This window comes from Photorhabdus sp. RM322S, assembly GCF_042879395.1.
GTDB classification, from domain to species: domain Bacteria; phylum Pseudomonadota; class Gammaproteobacteria; order Enterobacterales; family Enterobacteriaceae; genus Photorhabdus; species Photorhabdus khanii.
On sequence record NZ_JBHFKW010000017.1, the window covers coordinates 79,424 to 96,266 of the forward strand.

Annotated in this window: 16 protein-coding genes; 4 read left to right on the forward strand and 12 right to left on the reverse strand. The window is 46.1% G+C overall.

Going from position 1 to position 16,843, the window contains the following annotated elements; genetic code table 11:
• Nucleotides 1-528: 528 nt before the first annotated feature.
• The 4 genes from ACGF63_RS12090 (at nucleotide 529) to spoT (ending at nucleotide 4,822) form a co-directional block, all read left to right on the forward strand.
• A complete protein-coding gene (locus ACGF63_RS12090) occupies nucleotides 529-1,374 on the forward strand; it encodes a hypothetical protein (protein ID WP_387631037.1) in 846 nt (281 codons plus the stop codon).
• Nucleotides 1,375-1,733: 359 nt separating this feature from the next.
• On the forward strand, nucleotides 1,734-2,357 hold the full coding sequence (gmk, locus tag ACGF63_RS12095) for a guanylate kinase (protein ID WP_118985291.1): 624 nt from the start codon (nucleotides 1,734-1,736) through the stop codon (nucleotides 2,355-2,357).
• Nucleotides 2,358-2,411: 54 nt separating this feature from the next.
• The gene (gene rpoZ, locus ACGF63_RS12100; protein ID WP_011144672.1) at nucleotides 2,412-2,687 is read left to right on the forward strand and encodes a DNA-directed RNA polymerase subunit omega; all 276 of its coding nucleotides are present in this window, start codon (nucleotides 2,412-2,414) and stop codon (nucleotides 2,685-2,687) included.
• Between the two features lie 17 nt (nucleotides 2,688-2,704).
• Nucleotides 2,705-4,822: a bifunctional GTP diphosphokinase/guanosine-3',5'-bis pyrophosphate 3'-pyrophosphohydrolase gene (gene spoT / locus ACGF63_RS12105; protein WP_152963293.1), complete on the forward strand. Its 2,118-nt coding sequence runs from the start codon at nucleotides 2,705-2,707 to the stop codon at nucleotides 4,820-4,822.
• Here spoT and ACGF63_RS12110 read toward each other — a convergent pair.
• The 12 genes from ACGF63_RS12110 to ACGF63_RS12165 form a co-directional block, all read right to left on the reverse strand.
• Nucleotides 4,754-5,227, reverse strand: a complete 474-nt coding sequence (locus tag ACGF63_RS12110; RefSeq protein ID WP_387631041.1) for a hypothetical protein — start codon at nucleotides 5,225-5,227, stop codon at nucleotides 4,754-4,756. The genes spoT and ACGF63_RS12110 overlap by 69 nt on opposite strands.
• Before the next feature lie 32 nt (nucleotides 5,228-5,259).
• Entirely contained in the window at nucleotides 5,260-5,754 is a 495-nt protein-coding gene (locus ACGF63_RS12115; protein WP_132355511.1) for a CaiF/GrlA family transcriptional regulator, read from the reverse strand.
• A 145-nt stretch (nucleotides 5,755-5,899) separates the two neighbouring features.
• A complete protein-coding gene (locus ACGF63_RS12120; RefSeq protein ID WP_387631045.1) occupies nucleotides 5,900-7,315 on the reverse strand; it encodes a hypothetical protein in 1,416 nt (471 codons plus the stop codon).
• 170 nt (nucleotides 7,316-7,485) lie between these two features.
• Nucleotides 7,486-10,218 carry a fimbria/pilus outer membrane usher protein gene (locus tag ACGF63_RS12125; protein ID WP_387631048.1) on the reverse strand — a complete coding sequence of 911 codons (2,733 nt, stop codon included), beginning with the start codon at nucleotides 10,216-10,218 and terminating at the stop codon, nucleotides 7,486-7,488.
• A gap of 83 nt (nucleotides 10,219-10,301) precedes the next feature.
• Nucleotides 10,302-11,063 carry a molecular chaperone gene (locus ACGF63_RS12130; RefSeq protein WP_387631051.1) on the reverse strand — a complete coding sequence of 254 codons (762 nt, stop codon included), beginning with the start codon at nucleotides 11,061-11,063 and terminating at the stop codon, nucleotides 10,302-10,304.
• 68 nt (nucleotides 11,064-11,131) lie between these two features.
• A complete protein-coding gene (locus ACGF63_RS12135; RefSeq protein ID WP_387631054.1) occupies nucleotides 11,132-11,881 on the reverse strand; it encodes a molecular chaperone in 750 nt (249 codons plus the stop codon).
• A 52-nt stretch (nucleotides 11,882-11,933) separates the two neighbouring features.
• Complete coding sequence (locus tag ACGF63_RS12140) at nucleotides 11,934-12,596, reverse strand: hypothetical protein (protein WP_387631057.1); 663 nt, start codon at nucleotides 12,594-12,596, stop codon at nucleotides 11,934-11,936.
• Between the two features lie 66 nt (nucleotides 12,597-12,662).
• Nucleotides 12,663-13,346: a fimbrial protein gene (locus ACGF63_RS12145; RefSeq protein ID WP_387631060.1), complete on the reverse strand. Its 684-nt coding sequence runs from the start codon at nucleotides 13,344-13,346 to the stop codon at nucleotides 12,663-12,665.
• Between the two features lie 68 nt (nucleotides 13,347-13,414).
• Complete coding sequence (locus tag ACGF63_RS12150; RefSeq protein ID WP_387631063.1) at nucleotides 13,415-14,032, reverse strand: fimbrial protein; 618 nt, start codon at nucleotides 14,030-14,032, stop codon at nucleotides 13,415-13,417.
• Complete coding sequence (locus tag ACGF63_RS12155; protein ID WP_152963287.1) at nucleotides 14,016-14,756, reverse strand: molecular chaperone; 741 nt, start codon at nucleotides 14,754-14,756, stop codon at nucleotides 14,016-14,018. Before ACGF63_RS12155 ends, ACGF63_RS12150 begins: the two co-directional genes overlap by 17 nt.
• Before the next feature lie 124 nt (nucleotides 14,757-14,880).
• Nucleotides 14,881-15,492 (reverse strand): fimbrial protein, encoded by a 612-nt coding sequence (locus ACGF63_RS12160; RefSeq protein ID WP_152963286.1) that lies wholly within the window; start codon nucleotides 15,490-15,492, stop codon nucleotides 14,881-14,883.
• Nucleotides 15,493-15,919: 427 nt separating this feature from the next.
• Nucleotides 15,920-16,486 (reverse strand): tyrosine-type DNA invertase, encoded by a 567-nt coding sequence (locus ACGF63_RS12165; protein WP_118985213.1) that lies wholly within the window; start codon nucleotides 16,484-16,486, stop codon nucleotides 15,920-15,922.
• Between the last annotated feature and the right edge of the window lie 357 nt (nucleotides 16,487-16,843).

A 16,843-nucleotide genomic window follows, 5' to 3' on the forward strand; every position in this document is an offset into this window, starting at 1 on the left:
GCTAGTCGGAGGAAATAACCCGATTAAGAATACTTCTACTATCTCTATACGGTAGAACAACCGCCCTATTATTGCAGCATGGCCGTGTAATCGAAGACCCAAATACCGGCGGTTTAGTGCCATCTTGGATGGTAAATCAAAAAAATCATTAGCTTAAACGCATCATGAAACACATTCGTAGCCTTGCAGACGAATGCCTGACATAGCCGCCTTGAGGCGGCAGGAATTCTGGGGAAACTAAAAAGTATGTCAAATACGATTAGTTCACCCATTAAGTACAGTCTTTTGCCAAGAGTCGCGATTAAAGCTGGCACAACAGTACATGTCTGAACGATGCCCAGCAATTACACCGGATGTAGCAATAACCAAACACAAGCGCGAGCCAATGGTTCCAAAGGCAATCTTGGATGAAAGAAACTGTGTGGTGACGATCTGCACGGGATAACCGATGCAGAAAATAATAACTGGAAATAAGGAGAATCTCTGAAAGGTAGATGTAATCTGACCGGGACGGGATTATAGCAATCAATGAAAATTTTTAGCCTAACAATCGGGGAATCATCCCCACCTGAATATTTAATGAACGCTGGCAACACATTCATCAGCGGAGTGAAACAGAATATTGGCCGGATAACGGCACATTGTCGCCGGTGGCCGATATGGGTGGGGGGAGTGGGTCTATCTGTAAGTGCGCTTTTCTCTACCCCGGTTCTTGCATATACAGCTGAAGTCATAGACTGGGTTCCCCAGCGAGCCATTACTGCCCTCGGGCTGCCGGTATTGGATGGGGAAAACAATAACGGTAAGCCAGTTCGTTATCCGCCAAAAGGGACAAAAAACTTAATAGGTGTTTTTCCACCAAAGTCCAATATTGAGTTTCCAGAAACAGAGTATCCCACCGTGTTAAAAGATCTTATGCTTTGGGTTAGAGCGCAAAACCGTCTCTTCGTTGTTCCGCACGTCGTTACAGGAAAGTACACCTGTGAGATGACGGCCTACCGCAAAGACAGGGCAGCAGGAAAGGCCAAGTCAACGCTTTTTACAGATGCAATCGTTGTAAATAAGGATATCCACTGGTTCAAAGGGGATAGTAACGTGATGGAGTCCAAACTAGTAGATCTGTATTACTCGGTATCCTGTAAGGGAACGGGTTTTTCATGGCAGCGGAAACCTGAAGAGAAAGTCAAATTCGAAAGTGACTGGAAGAATGGGGTGCCATCAATTGAAATGCAAGATAGTAAAGATCCCAAATATTATATCTATAACGTTGCTTTCTGGAGTCCACCAGATGGTTTAAATCCCAATTTTAAAGATCCAGCCATAGTGCAACCTCACGCAGAAAACAATGATAACCAGCAGAAAGTGACCCCCTAAGAGTAAAGGTAATTTACCCGGGAGGGGGTGATGGCAACAAATGGTCATCTTTAACAAGGCAACCGGGGAACAATCCCCGGTTGAATAGGGCGTGTTAGAAATTCAGCCTATAAATTCCGACGGGTAAAACCAAATAAGCGGCGATACAAAATATCCATTAGCCATCTTTCCCCAAGAAAATTTCTACGGAAATGCATCGGTAACGCGACACGTATGAGCAGGTACGTGTATACTGTTACAAGAATTTTATTCTGCTTTTATTTATACCCAATAGATTTCAAGTTGCAGCACAGCAGTATAAAGCAACAACCTGAAAGATGAAGGGTATACATTATTATCCAATCAACCAAGATATCATCATGATCCAAGGCACATTATATATTGTCTCTGCGCCAAGCGGGGCGGGTAAATCAAGTCTGATTCAGGCTTTATTAAAAACACAACCTTTGTACGATACTCAGGTTTCTGTTTCCCATACCACGCGCGCAATGCGTCCCGGTGAAAATCATGGTGAACACTATTTCTTTATCACTGAAGAAGCCTTTTGCCAAATGATCGATAATCACGAATTTCTGGAACACGCCTGTGTTTTCGGTAATTATTACGGCACATCCCAGAAAGTGATTGAAGAAACCCTTGCCAGTGGCGTTGATGTCTTTCTTGATATCGATTGGCAAGGCGCGCAGCAGATCCGCAAAAAAATGCCCTCTGCCCGCAGTATTTTTATCCTGCCACCGTCAAAAGAAGAGCTTTGCCGCCGTCTGCGCGGTCGGGGTCAGGACAGTGAAGATATTATTGAAAAACGCATGGAGCAGGCTGTTGCAGAAATGGTTCACTATAACGAGTATGATTATTTAATCGTTAATGATGCTTTCAATACTGCATTGGCCGATCTGCACACCATTATCCGTTCAGAACGCCTGCATCGGGAACGCCAGGCACAACGGCATGATGCTTTAATCAGCAAATTATTGGCAGACTGAACCCAATTTCAGTATTATGCCCAGTCATTTCTTTACCTGTGGAGTCGCACACATATGGCACGCGTAACTGTTCAAGACGCTGTAGAAAAAATTGGTAACCGTTTTGACCTGGTGTTGGTCGCTGCTCGTCGAGCACGTCAACTGCAAACAGGCGGTAAAGACCCGCTGGTTGCTGAAGAGAACGATAAAGTGACCGTTATCGCTCTGCGTGAAGTGGAAGAGGGTCTGATTAACGGTAAAATCCTGGATGTACGTGAGCGCCAGGAACAACAAGAGCAGGAAGCAGCAGAAATGCAGGCGGTTTCCGCTATCGCAGAAAGTCGTCGTTAATCTACGGTAGGTCTGCCTTGTATCTGTTCGAAAGCCTGAATCTGCTGATCCAAAAATACCTGCCTGGGAGTCAGATTGAACTCCTCAAGCAGGCTTATTCTGTTGCACGGGATGCCCATGAAGGGCAAACCCGTACCAGTGGTGAACCCTACATTACGCACCCTGTCGCGGTTGCCTGTATTCTGGCCGAGATGCGTCTCGACCATGAGACACTGATGGCCGCTTTGTTGCATGATGTTATTGAAGACACACCCGCCACCTTTCAGGATATCGCACAACCTTTTGGCCCTGTGGTCGCTGGGTTGGTTGAGGGAGTTTCCAAACTTGATAAGCTGAATTTCCGCGATAAAAAAGAGGCACAAGCGGAAAATTTCCGCAAAATGGTCATGGCAATGGTGCAGGATATCCGCGTCATTTTGATCAAACTGGCAGACCGTACCCACAATATGCGCACGCTCGGCGCGTTACGCCCAGATAAGCGCCGCCGTATCGCCCGGGAAACGTTAGAGATCTACAGTCCCTTAGCCCATCGTTTGGGTATCCATCATCTGAAAACGGAGTTAGAAGAGCTAGGGTTTGAAGCCCTTCACCCTAACCGCTACCGGGTTATCAAAGAAGTGGTAAAAGCGGCCCGAGGTAACCGTAAGGAGATGATCCAGAAAATTCTTTCTGAAATTGCAGGCCGGCTGGCCGAAGCCAGTATTGAGTGCAAAGTCAGTGGCAGGGAAAAACATCTCTATTCTATCTACCGGAAAATGCACCTCAAAGAGCAACGTTTCCATTCTATTATGGATATCTATGCATTTCGGGTCATCGTTAATAATGTTGATATCTGCTATCGGGTTTTGGGGCAGATGCACAGCCTGTATAAACCCCGCCCGGGCAGAGTAAAAGATTACATTGCCATCCCCAAGGCCAACGGCTATCAATCTTTGCACACATCCCTGATTGGCCCGCACGGCGTGCCCGTTGAAGTCCAGATCCGCACCGAAGATATGGATCAAATGGCTGAAATGGGCGTCGCAGCACACTGGGCTTACAAAGAACAAGGTGAATCCGGTACAGCCGCGCAAGTTCGTGCTCAGCGCTGGATGCAAAGTTTGTTGGAGCTACAGCAAAGTGCCGGCAGCTCTTTTGAATTTATCGAAAGCGTTAAATCTGATCTGTTTCCTGATGAGATTTACGTTTTTACCCCGAAAGGGCGCATTGTGGAATTACCCGCCGGTGCCACCCCAGTTGACTTTGCTTATGCCGTACACACCGATATTGGTCACGCCTGCGTGGGTTCGCGAGTGGATCGTCAGCCATATCCATTGTCTCAATCGCTGACCAGCGGCCAAACCGTTGAAATTATCACCGCACCGGGCGCTCGTCCAAATGCTGCCTGGCTGAACTTTGTCGTCAGTTCAAAAGCCCGCGCTAAAATCCGTCAGTTGCTGAAAAATCTTAAGCGGGAAGACTCCATTGGGCTGGGCCGCCGCCTGTTAAATCACGCGTTAGGTAATGGGAAAAAACTGCTTGATATTCCACAGGAAAATATCAATAAAGAGTTGACGAGAATGAAACTCTCAACAATAGATGATCTACTGGCTGAAATCGGGCTTGGCAATACCATGAGTATCGTCGTCGCCCGCAACCTGTTAAGCGAACAGGAAAATACCGCAAGTACCCGTAGCCATAACAGCGGAGCACGTAAATTGCCCATCAAAGGCGCTGACGGTGTGCTTATTACGTTTGCCAAATGTTGCCGACCCATCCCCGGTGACCCGATTATCGCCCATATCAGCCCCGGCAAAGGGTTGGTTATCCACCATGAATCCTGCCGTAATATTCGCGGCTATCAGAAAGAACCCGAAAAATTTATGGCCGTTGAATGGGATAAAGAGATCAATAACGATTTCACCGCCGAAATAAAAGTGGATATGTTTAACCACCAGGGGGCTTTGGCAAATCTGACTGCCGCCATTAACGCAGCCAATTCCAGTATTCAAGGTATGAATACAGAAGAGAAAGATGGTCGTGTTTACTGCGCTTTTATCCGGCTGACCACCAAAGACCGTATTCAGTTAGCGAATATTATGCGCAAAATCCGAATTATGCCGGATGTGATGCGAGTCAGCCGTAACAGAAACTAAACCGGATAGCCCGTACAAATCAGCAGGTGAACAGCCAACAGCGCTATTCACCGCCGACCCACAAGACACTACCGGCAATGACGGCACCAGCAGCACGTCATCCCGGTTATCAAAGAACAGACCAATCAATGCTGAATCAACCTCATCCAGTATGCGGTCTAACCAACCCTCTTCACCCACACCAAACATCAATACTAACCCGATAGCGATAAACAACAGTGGCAAGATCCATGTTCGGCACCAATACGCTAACAGCATACGGGGATACAGCGAGTAGCGAATTTTGTTGCCCAATAAGAACCCACAGACAGTCAGCAATGCAATACTGATAACCAGTACCACCCGGCTTATCAGCATCCCATAAGGCATCACACACAGAATCGATAAAAACTCATCTTCCATCATGACCCACCAGACAGCCACATGTGTGATACGACTCAGGAGATAAACGGACCACAAGCCCGCTGCAAAAACCAAGTGCGTATGTGATTAGCTTGTGATGATGTCCGGGAGCGCGTCGACTTCACCGTTTTCGTTACCGGTGCCTGACCCTTCTGGGGCATAGGTTCAACGACTGCCGTAACAATCAGCATCAGCCGGCGACTTCCCTGCTTCTCACGGAAGAAGACTTTTTCACAGGCAATCACATCACGTCTCTCATTGTAGATATAATTCATCACATCTGTTGCCCGGCGTTCTGTCACTCGGAACACCTGGCTGATTTCACTTTTGGTAAATCCGCGCCCCTTCAATAATCCCCAATACGCGACCGCCATGTACAACGGTGTATCATTCAAATGAGACAAGCAGGCAGGCAGACGAAAATCCCCATGATTACTTTGTTTACCCGTAATAGTCTTCTGACTTCCAAGCAAATCGGTCTGGCTACCGCTTATCTGAAGCAGCATTGAATCATTAACATTGATTGTCATTTTACTCTCCCCCGGTGACTAACTGGTCTACCTGTTACCACATGAGAAATGAAATACTGTGATTTATCTGAAATGAAATACCTATAGGCTAATCCGCCCACCCTATTTAATGATTTGTGTAAAAATAACGTTCGCCGCAGGCGCGCTATGGCCTTACCAACGTCATGTCAAAACTCGTCTGGAAATAACCATAATTCGAAGGCTCCAATTTCTGGATTTGCCAGAGGCTTCCAGTGAAATGGAGGTAAAACTTCGTACTCTGTTGTTTAGGTTTTTCAGATGGTGTAGTCGAAAAAGAAGGGTTATCCACTTGAAGGCACACAAAACCACCAGTGTCTGCATCACTGCTACCGTTGGCAAATGTTATTTGCTTATTCATTGACTTAGTTGTTTTATTTTTACCCACAACAACATTATCCCCCGTACAACTAAATTTAGGATCAATATCAGCACTGAAACTAACCGGAGTACTCTCAAAAGGTCCTTCGACGTTTACGCTAGACAGCTCAAGCTTTACCCCCAACGCTTTATGATCAGTCTCTTTACTATCAGCCTCTGTATTATGTATCACCTGCAACATTTGATTCTGAGTACCTGGCATTATATTCTGGGAAGATGCCACCACAATTACAGTGCCACCTGTATTTTCTTCTTCGGTGACAAGGCAGATAACTTGCATAGAAAAGTTCATGTCCTTGAGTTTGCGCTGACTGCCTTTCTGGTATCCGTCTATTTGCAGAACCTCACCAAAGCTAAATTTTCTGCCATAAGCAATCGGAATATAACAATTTGGAGGCTGCAATATTATTGTAGGGTCTTTGATCTCAGGGAGACTACCTAGTGGTCGTTGCCAAACCACAAAATCGTTCTCACTTGAGGTCTTAACCTGAAATCCTATAAGATCACCATTAGGGCTCGTGTCGAATTTGATCTTCTGGTCGGGATGTCGCTGCCATGAAAAGTTGTCCCCACTACAAGAAACATCGAATTTGAAATCTTGCAGTGCCGCATTTTTTACATCTTCATCAACCTTGGTATCGCCATTGTTTACCTCAAGAGATTCGTATTCAGTTTGATTAAGACCCGCATTATTCATCATATCCAGCGAAAAGCGCTTTTCCGCTGTTCCCGGACGATTATCCTTAAAGCTAGCTTTAATTTTACAGTTGTATGTACCCGAGCTAACTTGCAAAGCGTCAAAGATTTTCCCCTTAGATACGAGCCGAAACTTAGCGTTTTCCATCGTCATTTTGGGGTCATCTCCCTGCCACAACATTGATGATACATTGGGAAACACAATATTTGCGCCCAAGTTTGCTTTCCCCGCTGCTGGATAGGTGATGACAGAACGATTCCACGGCACTGCTTGCCTAGGCCCAAGCGCATCACTGACTGCCGCTGCGTTCCAATATTCTACTTGTGTAGCAAGTACCGAGGAGGAAGAAAAGATACCCGCAGATAGGCATATCACTCCTGCCCATGTCGGCCACTGGCAACAATAAGCTACCATCCGACCAATAGCCTGCATCATCCTGTTAATAAACATTTTATTCATATTCATGCGATACCCAACCAAGGATTACTCCCCAATTGTCCTGTTAGAACTTCTCATTCGTTGCCATCACCCCGTCTCAGCCGGAATACATCCACCTCTCAGGGATCCCTCTTCTTTTGGTTATTATGTTCTGCATTGGATTGCCCGTACAGATTGTCACCATACAGCATCCCTTTTTAACGACAGGTTTCGTTCAGTTGCCTCATTGGACTCCAGCTCTTATCGCCTTTCTTCTTTACCGGAGGTGCTCCCAGGTTAAATGTCACCTCGCACTGGCTATCCGGTGTATTACTCCACTTCACTTTCAGTACCCCCTTAGACGGCATACCACTCAGGTACACTTGCCCACCATCTCCCACTATCGCCGCCAGATTTGTATCTGCCTCCCCTTTCAGCCCCGCCATTGCCCCAAACGGTACAGGTTTACCGTGATAGGTTAGATTCATCAGCAATTGCTGCCCAATACGTACGGGGTAATCCACGACCACAACAGCCCCCTTCGTCGGGAATACGTTCTTGCTGCCTTGCTCCATATTCGCCCCTTCAGGCAGCGATGACGGGTCTAAGCTGATACTGTTACGGCTGTACGTCCTGACATATGGCATAACCGCATACCCCCAGCGATCAGTAGTAACCGAGTCGGAGTTCATCACACTCACACCTTCAACCCCCGCTGTTCGCACTAACACAGCAGCATCGCCAATACGCGATGCCAAGGTGACACCATGCTGATGAGCAATCAGTCCTCCGTTAAACCCATAGTTCACACTACGCCCCCCCTGTGAATCGTAGTTGTATCCCAAGTTCGCCTGCCCGAAAGAGCCATTGTATCCCATCGACACGGATCCACTGTTTCCCTGCCCTTGATTAGCCTGGCTTTGTGATACGCTCCAGGACAGACTATTGTCATTCAGTACTGAACCACCCAACCCTAGCTGGCTATTGCTACGTCCGGAACTATCACGGAAAAAATTATAATTAGCATACGCATTATTCAGAGCCGCATAGGAGCCAAACAAGCTCAGAGGAACGTTCACGTTCAACGAAATTTGCCGGTTCTCAGGCCAATCACCATTACCTCGCATGCGATCAATGCTGTAATTAAGCCCCCAACCCACACGGTAGAAAGAACCATTCAACCCCATCGACAGTGTGGTATTGGTTTTAGAGCTGCCCCAGTAGTTATCCCGCCGACCACTGAGCCACAAGGAATAATTACCGGGCAATGATTGGCTTAGTCTCGTTTGCCAACTGCTACGCCGCCGTTCAGACATCCAAGAGGGGAGTTCTCCCCAAACACTGTAGCCTTGGGTATTCGCATCCGAAAAACTCAAATAATTACGGGTGGAATAGCGGTACGCGGTTAAATCCACTGTCGTGCCAGTGGTCAACATACTTTTCGAATATTTAGCACGGTAAGATTCCCCGCGCAGGAAGTTAGTCGCATTTTGCAACCGGGTTCGAGCCGTCGTGACATCCGCAGATAACGCCCCCATCATACCAAGGGAAAACCCAGCCCCCAGCGCCGCAGACTGGTACGATTGCGCCACCAAACCACCACCGTATAGTGTGACGTCGCCAGGCAGACCGTAAATCATCGAGGCCATGCCAAACACCGGCTTACGATTGTTGTATCCCCCCGAATGATAGCGCCCGGCCGCCACTTCATACTTAAATTGCCCCTGCCGCAGCATCATAGGCAAACTAGAATAAGCTTGACTGAACCCATGATGAGTACCATCTGCCTCGGTTATCGTTACCTGTAAATCGCCGCTGGTACTGCTACCCACCAGATCGGTAATACGAAATGGGCCTGGCGCGACGTTGGTTTGGTAAATCACGCTGCCATTTTGTGTCACCGTAATCTGTGCATTGGATTTAGCTATCCCGCTGATAATCGGTGCAAAACCACTCTGCCTACCGGGCATCATGGAGTCACTGGTGGCAAGTCCAATACCCCGATAAGGAAAACCATCAAATACCTGACTCGCCACGTTGCCAGTCGAGGTATCCCCTATCGTCAAATCACTGCGTAACGCGACTACATCACGCTGCAAATAGGTTTGTAAGAAGTTCCACCTTTGCTGGGATTGAGTCGTTTTCTTCACTGCACCATTAAATGAGTCATACCAATTATAAGTCTGAGAACTATAAGAATAGGTGGCAGAATTACGAAGACGCCAGGCTCCCAAATTCAACCCAGAATTAAAGCTACCGAACAGACTCTGATTCGTCTGTTTATTGCCAGATTGTGAGCGTCGGTTCTGATTGCCATTAATATTGTAATTCAATAAAAAAGCCGGAATCCCCTCTTGCCACAACTTTGGATCAACCAGACCATTCTCCAAAGGTTTCATCGCTATCTGGGGAACACTCAAGCCCAACGTCATCTGAGAAAAATCCAGATGAGCCGTGGCCTGAGGAATGAATTTGCTTAATGGACTACCCATTGGCTTATCCGCCGGCAACGCTTTTAATGCCGGTATACTACTGACATTGACACCCGCCGCCTCCAATAAATTCGGGGTAAGTACGGGAACCAGCTCGTTACTACCAGTACCATTATGCTGGAACGTAACATCACGTGAATCAAAGAAAGTACCATTAATGTAGATGTCAACTCGGTAAGTTCCCGGTGCCTGACCACCAGCAGTTTCAAACTGTGATAAATCCACCGCTTGCCCTGAACTTTGACCAAACTCCAATAAAGCAGGATCAAAATAGTCACGCGCTGTTACCTGAGTATGCCAACCCGCCAACAATACCAGCATCATCCGGCAAAAAACCGGAGAAAGGCACGATCCTATTCCGCATTTTGACAAGGACATAGCGGTGGAAATACCTGGATTTATACGACAAATAGACGGACGTTCTGAACGACGGCTTATTGCCGGAATTAATACTTTCATTCTTAATTGCCATCTCTATATTTAATAATAGATCCATTGTTCACATATCTTCTGTTGATATCTGCAACGCCACTTACTATTAGCTAGTTGCTGCCAGAGACAACAACGGATCTGCTCTCTTCACCAGTATTTAAACCAAATTCATCGATAGCTCGCCACAATACGGTGACATGACTACCCGGTAGTGCTTTACCCGATGGCAGCGGCCAGCTCTGCTGACTCAATGGTGGCACCATACTGAACAAACGCCCAGCAGGCACAGCAAACGAATTCACCTTCAAAGTCTGCAACGTTATCCAGAACGGCGACGGATTCGTTAGAGTCACAGTATCTTCCTTGACCGATACCTGTAACTGCTTCACTGCACCAGCAACCCCCTCTTTTGGTAATCCTTTCGGGCGATAGAACAACTTCACCGCCAGAGTCATGACCACTTTCATCTGAACAAGGTTATTTGGCGCAGAATGTTCCTTCTCGGAAGGCAACAGACGCACATTCAGGAAGAACACCGACTCACGATCTTTTGGAAAGTCCCCACCCGTGCGAAGGATTTTCAGTACTTGACTACCGTGCGCATTCACCCTGCCCAAAGGAGGAATAACGATAAACGGTGCATTAACCGCTGTCGGTAAACCGCTCTTTGGGTCCATTTCCCGTACCATTGACTGAATAAGGTAGTTGTCGTCACTGTTATTACTGAAAGTCGACATGGCACCGTTGCTGGATGACCCAAGGTAGATCACACGCGGATCATCTATAAACATCCCCTGCGGCTCGGCCTTCAGTTGCGATACAGGCAAGATCATTAACAAAGTACACAACACAGCTGTATATATCTGTTTCATTGAAATATCCCATTCATGCCATGTAGTATTTCTTCATCCCAAAAATATTACTCGGTCCAAAACATTGCTTAGTGGCTCTGCAATACACCGTTCTGCGGCTTACTTTCTCCCCCGAAATCGGTCATCACCGCCCACGTCACCTTACCAGCCGTTTTACCTGCCAAGCCTGTCAGGGAATAAGTCACCTGACCAAAAGGCGCTAACATGGATGGCGCTTTATTCAAGTTTATGCTTTCACCAGCCAGGTTCAGCCAGGAAAACGTTTGGTAATACGGCGTCGGATTAACCACCACGACGGTATTGCTGGTTCGCGTAAACGTCAGCCGGGAATACGCCTGTTCCGGTGTCATCGGTAGATTATCTGGCCGGTAAATAAATTTAATGTTCATACCTAGCGAGATAGACAAGGATGCATCAACCTTATCCTGTTGCCCATCAGGCTCACGGGGAGCTACCCCCGCAGGAATCGCATTGATGCGAAGACGAAACAGTGACTCACGATCCGCCGGGAAATCACCACCGGTACGGATAACACGCATCACATTCGTACTGTTACCCTCTAAACGAAATAAGGGGGGCAGCACAGTAAACGCCGATGACCGAGTCTTGGTATCATCCCATGAGGTCACTGCCGCTTGTATCAGATACGCTCCATCACCCGAATTCTGCAACGAGATACTTTGTACTTTGTTACTTTGATGATAAACCAGCCGTGTCTGTCCTAGCATCAGACCGGCATGAGCGGGTAACGCCATCATTGCCCATAACCCCAATAATCCCATTATCCACGCTTTTATATTCACCGTTTTTATATCCATACTTTCCACTTCACTTCTGGCAACATTTATCAGGCGTACCTGAATTTAGTTATCACGAATACTCAAACTCAAAATGGATAGAGGCAGTTAGTGATCCTCCGATCATTCTATGTCCTTTATCACCGGCCATAACCACCGAAAATGTCATGGATTGACCATCGTTCTTAGCAAGGTTTGGTTCAAAGTTGAAGCGTACCGGGTCCTCTACAGACTTCACCTCTACTAATCCCGGGTTAACTCCCCCCTCTTTTTTCAGCAAAAATCCCACCCACTTAGCGCTAGAAATTTCATCCCAGAAAAGGTAAGGATTGTTACTATCAGTGTCCTTACCACCCCATACGAACAGAGTCGGTTGCTTTCTAATTTGAGAACCGTCCTCTTTAACAACCGAATTACAACCCGACAGAGTGAATTTTAACGTTCTTCTCGTTTCTTCCAGAGATATACCATCCTTGAGCTGACTGGCCTTGTAAGGTTTTTCGTAGTTTATAGAATATCTGCCACCGGACATGCCATTCACTGACAGCATACAAGTTGGGGACAACACAAAACCGTCCAATGCAAAATGAGCAGTTTTGTCTTGAGGTTGAGGGACAGCTTGCACCGGCAGAACCAGATTGACACTCAACCCGACCATCATCATGGCGAGTAACAAATACTTTGTCCCATTGCGATATCCTATGAAACAACTGTTCATAAGTTTTTTATTATTCATTTTCATCCAACTCCTCTTATCACTCGTTTCCCACTTTGTATCCTCCATGACAAATCGCCTTCACCCTCACCGATAGGTAAATGTAAAAGTGACACTCGCATGTAATTGACCAGGTCGAATAACATCACCATCACCCTGCCGCTTCCTAGCGATCGCTACCACTATAGGAACTTCCGCCTGCTGGTCTTCAATTTCAATCTCAAGATCGTCTAGCGATGTAGACTTTTTAGTGGATATTAAGTTATCCCAATCAATCTCGTCTCCACCACCACCCGACAAGGCTGAATACATGAGAACAAATCCAAATCCCTCAGAACTATCAGAACCATCAGAATCACGGAACATGTTGTGTTCGCTGTTGATGGTAGTACCTTCCACCGCTATATCGGGATTATTCTCAGCATCGGGATTCGGATAGCCACAATTAGTCAACTTCAATTGAAGCTTATGAGGGCTTAATATATCCCCTGGCTTTGCAAAGCTCGCTGCCGACAACGAACCAAAATCCAGCGTACCTCCGCCGCTTATCTCCATATCACAAGGCTCTGGAATAACCCAAGCATTAAGCTCCAGATTCACTCCACTCGTGTCTGTGGGATAATGTCCCTCAGCCGCCCCACTGCCCGCCAGAAACAATAGAACCAATATAGAACAGCAAAAGTAGCGCATTACCGCATATCTGCCCTTGGTCAGACAGGCCAACCGATCATTCAGCCTATTTTTTTCTTGTCCTGTCACTGTCCCAAACATCGTACTTGCCTCAAATTAATTCTATGACTCTTCTGTTAACGGATATCGCACTGCAATGCCCGATAACATCAGCGATAATCAAACGTGAATGTCATCGTTGCGCTGATTTTGCCTGTCTTTTTGCAATCAGCTACCGGTTTACCGGCGACTTGAACACACATCAGTGAAAACTTGACCGGCACAGAAACAGAAGGAGCACGGTCATTTATGATTGTGCCTTTATTAGCCAAGTGAAATGGGGCACCGTTCTTCAAATCCGGGGACCACTCCCCACCATTGAGCGTCTTCAATTGCACAGTAACGCCCATTGCCGCTATGTTTTCTTTATCACGATTACGAAACAGTGTTTCATCCGTATCAACGTGATCGCCAGTAACGGTAATCGTGGGAGTAATACTGTCTTTATTGACCACCGCAGTGCAATTTTCCAGCATCAGATGGGCTTCCTTGTTGATTTTGCCTGATACTATGTCTTTAAATTGCACTGTACCTAGTTCGATATTACTGTCGCTCACAGAGATATCACACGTCCCTTGGGTAATTGTGGCCTTAAACTTGGCATTGACAGAATTCTTCGCCCACAAAGGACCAGAAAAAAGCCACAAAACCCCCGCCATACCGATGTAACTCAGGTACCTGCGTACATACAGGACCATTGAGATACCGGTTTTATTGGATTGTGCCATTGAAGTTATCTCCTCCACCGAGATCGTTGATCACCGCCCATTCCACTTTCTTTTTATTCTGACTATTCTGAGCGGGATAAACGTGGGTACTGAAAGGTGCCAGCATTTGTGGATGATTCGCGGAAAACGTCACGGGAATCCCATCAACTTTGATCTGCGTAAAACTGATGTGATAAGGCGAATTGTTGCTGACTTGAACGCCCCCGGGAGCATGGGTAAAGCGCAGCGCTTTGTATGCCAGCGCTGGTGTACCCACCAATCCCGTTGGCCGATAAAATAATTTGATGGTATTGCCGATGGCATAGACCAGCCCACCCGAAATCTTAGCGCTTTCAAAGCGCTGGCCCGGAGCATTACTACCGGGAATGGCAGAAGCATTAAAATAAAAGACACTCTCCCGGTCAGTCTGCAACTGGCGGGTATCACCCAGGATGCGCAACGTATTGGTCCCTTGAGGGTCCAGACGGAATAAAGGAGGCGAGACATAAAATGGTGTTTTACCCTTACCATCAACGGTGGAGCTGATTTTAGCCGTCACCAAGTAAGGGATATTAATTGTCGTATTACGCACCGAGACTGTTGCTTCAGCTTTATCCTGTAAAAAAATAATGCGTGTAGCATTGATGCCAAATCCGCCTTCAGCCTGACTCTGTGACGCGAACAAAAACGCGGCAAATACAAGACTTTTTACTATGATGTTAGGAAGTCGGAGTTTACTGATCATCTTTTGTTTCTCATATCTTGGCTCAACCAGCCAGTAGTTGCCTAATAAAAGGCATCATCAATCATCTAAGATTCTTTATCGAAAGAGCCTGAGGAAGCATCCCTCAGGCTGAAACAACATAAACTTAGTTATATGCATAGGAGAAGGTAATAGGTGCGTTAATAGCCTGACCTGATCCTGGCTTAAGGACTGTTGATGCCATATACGCAGAGAATGTTACAGAATAACCATCAAAGTCTTTACCTTTGGCACCTGTACCAGCCGCAGTATCGCCTTTCAGAGGGACATAGCCATTGTTTGGGACAACTTCCTTTTTAGTGCCATTCTCATAAGTTAGTATTGCACCTACATTCTTACCTTTTTCACTGTCATTAAAGATGGTGTTATTCGATCCATCCAATGTTTTTCCTGATACCCGCAGTTGAATTTTGTTTGCATCAGTATTCTGATCATCACAGTTAATAAGAGAGACAGTAATTAATCTAGGAGCCGTACCAACATACGATGCGATGCTTGTTTGATCGTTAAAAGTGCCAGCTTCAAATGCACCTGCCGAAGCGTTCCCCAAATCCACTTTCCCGTTTGCATTGGGGCTAGTTACATCACACGTCGCAGCCACGACCGAACCTGTAATCGTTACCTCGGTATTCTTCTTCACCTGCCCCTCTGCCGAAGCAGACGAAACTACCCCTAAAACCAACGCCGCCACGACGCTTATCTTTAATATCTTTCTCATTTCATTAATCTCGCTTAACTATAGATCAAAAATCAGACTTAACTTTACATACTATTTGCTGATAAACAGCAACACTTAGCTGTACATAAATTTGTCACTTAGGACCATTTTGACAATTGAGATAAACTTTGGTATTTTAGGATGAAAATACAGCATTACCGAAACAACTTAACGACAATCATCAAAATTTAAGGATATTTTATTGTTGAGTCCGAAAAATAAGATCAACAATTTCAAGCAAGGGGCCTGAGAGATTGGGAGTTTCGTGTGTTAAAAGTAGACAAATTGAGTTATTTTTGTTCGGCCGAGGTAGATACATAATGCTTTACAAAGATATACAATTCTGTATCTTTTTTTATTAGAAAATTTTCAGTATAGTTCTATGGCAAGTCTATCTTGATTGTCAAAATGGTCCTAAATGTAACGATCAACGCTTACCTTTCACATCCCAAACTCCTTGAAAACGTTCAGCATTACTCGCTGTATAACGCACAGTGTGACGAATGTTTTTATGTCCAAGGTAATCTTGTATCAGCCGGGTATCCACTCCCCGGTCTGCAAGGGCAAAACCACAGGCATGGCGCAACATATGCGGATGCGAAACGACAGCAATATTCGCCAATTGCCCTAATCGACTAATAATCTGGTAAATCCGCTGACGCGTAAGCGGCTTCCCAGAACGTGACAAGAACAACCAATCACTCTCTGCCCCCAAGAAAGTTTTGCGCACTTTGAGCCATGCCTTAATCGCCCGAACTTCACGGAGCAACAGAGGATGGTTAGTGCAAAATCCTCCTTTTAGCCGCCGGATATACAGGCATCGCTCTTTCAATTCCATATCAGATAACCGTAGATGTCTGGCTTCGCTGACGCGAAAGCCGTGGATAAAACTCATGTACACCAAACAGTAGTTCCGCTCTGGATTAGCGCCGACTTTCGCCATTTCCAACAGGCTTTCCACTTCTGACTGCGTCAGATATTTTCTTTGGCCCATGATTATTTCTCCCAAATATATTGATAGCACAACCCAGCTATTATCCCCTGACAAACCCGCCCTCAATTCCGAGACACAAACCAAGAACAGACAAAACCCGGGGATAAAATACACACCATTAATTTGCCCAAATGGCATGTTGTTCACTGGGGCTACAGAGGGTTATACAGATGAGAGGTAGAATTTAAACACCTTTTTTTGATTATTTTTTTATCACTATGAGATCACGCTGTTGAATTTAGTTGATATATAAGAGTATGTGATCTTGACTGTTACAGGAGGTTAGCGCGGTGTATCAGTATAATTTTCAACCCGTTATTAGGGGGAAGATTACGTTGATTACGTTAAACCCGTCTG

Bases quoted from the DNA above. Each gene is read 5' to 3' on its own strand.
- gmk (WP_118985291.1), top strand. From the start codon at position 1,734: ATGATCCAAGGCACATTATATATTGTCTCTGCGCCAAGCGGGGCGGGT.
- ACGF63_RS12115 (WP_132355511.1), bottom strand. From the start codon at position 5,754: ATGACAATCAATGTTAATGATTCAATGCTGCTTCAGATAAGCGGTAGC.
- ACGF63_RS12155 (WP_152963287.1), bottom strand. From the start codon at position 14,756: ATGATCAGTAAACTCCGACTTCCTAACATCATAGTAAAAAGTCTTGTA.
- ACGF63_RS12110 (WP_387631041.1), bottom strand. From the start codon at position 5,227: ATGATGGAAGATGAGTTTTTATCGATTCTGTGTGTGATGCCTTATGGG.
- ACGF63_RS12090 (WP_387631037.1), top strand. From the start codon at position 529: ATGAAAATTTTTAGCCTAACAATCGGGGAATCATCCCCACCTGAATAT.
- ACGF63_RS12130 (WP_387631051.1), bottom strand. From the start codon at position 11,063: ATGAAACAGATATATACAGCTGTGTTGTGTACTTTGTTAATGATCTTG.
- ACGF63_RS12140 (WP_387631057.1), bottom strand. From the start codon at position 12,596: ATGAATAATAAAAAACTTATGAACAGTTGTTTCATAGGATATCGCAAT.
- ACGF63_RS12135 (WP_387631054.1), bottom strand. From the start codon at position 11,881: ATGGATATAAAAACGGTGAATATAAAAGCGTGGATAATGGGATTATTG.
- ACGF63_RS12160 (WP_152963286.1), bottom strand. From the start codon at position 15,492: ATGAGAAAGATATTAAAGATAAGCGTCGTGGCGGCGTTGGTTTTAGGG.
- ACGF63_RS12120 (WP_387631045.1), bottom strand. From the start codon at position 7,315: ATGAATATGAATAAAATGTTTATTAACAGGATGATGCAGGCTATTGGT.
- ACGF63_RS12145 (WP_387631060.1), bottom strand. From the start codon at position 13,346: ATGTTTGGGACAGTGACAGGACAAGAAAAAAATAGGCTGAATGATCGG.
- ACGF63_RS12165 (WP_118985213.1), bottom strand. From the start codon at position 16,486: ATGGGCCAAAGAAAATATCTGACGCAGTCAGAAGTGGAAAGCCTGTTG.
- rpoZ (WP_011144672.1), top strand. From the start codon at position 2,412: ATGGCACGCGTAACTGTTCAAGACGCTGTAGAAAAAATTGGTAACCGT.
- ACGF63_RS12125 (WP_387631048.1), bottom strand. From the start codon at position 10,218: ATGAAAGTATTAATTCCGGCAATAAGCCGTCGTTCAGAACGTCCGTCT.
- ACGF63_RS12150 (WP_387631063.1), bottom strand. From the start codon at position 14,032: ATGGCACAATCCAATAAAACCGGTATCTCAATGGTCCTGTATGTACGC.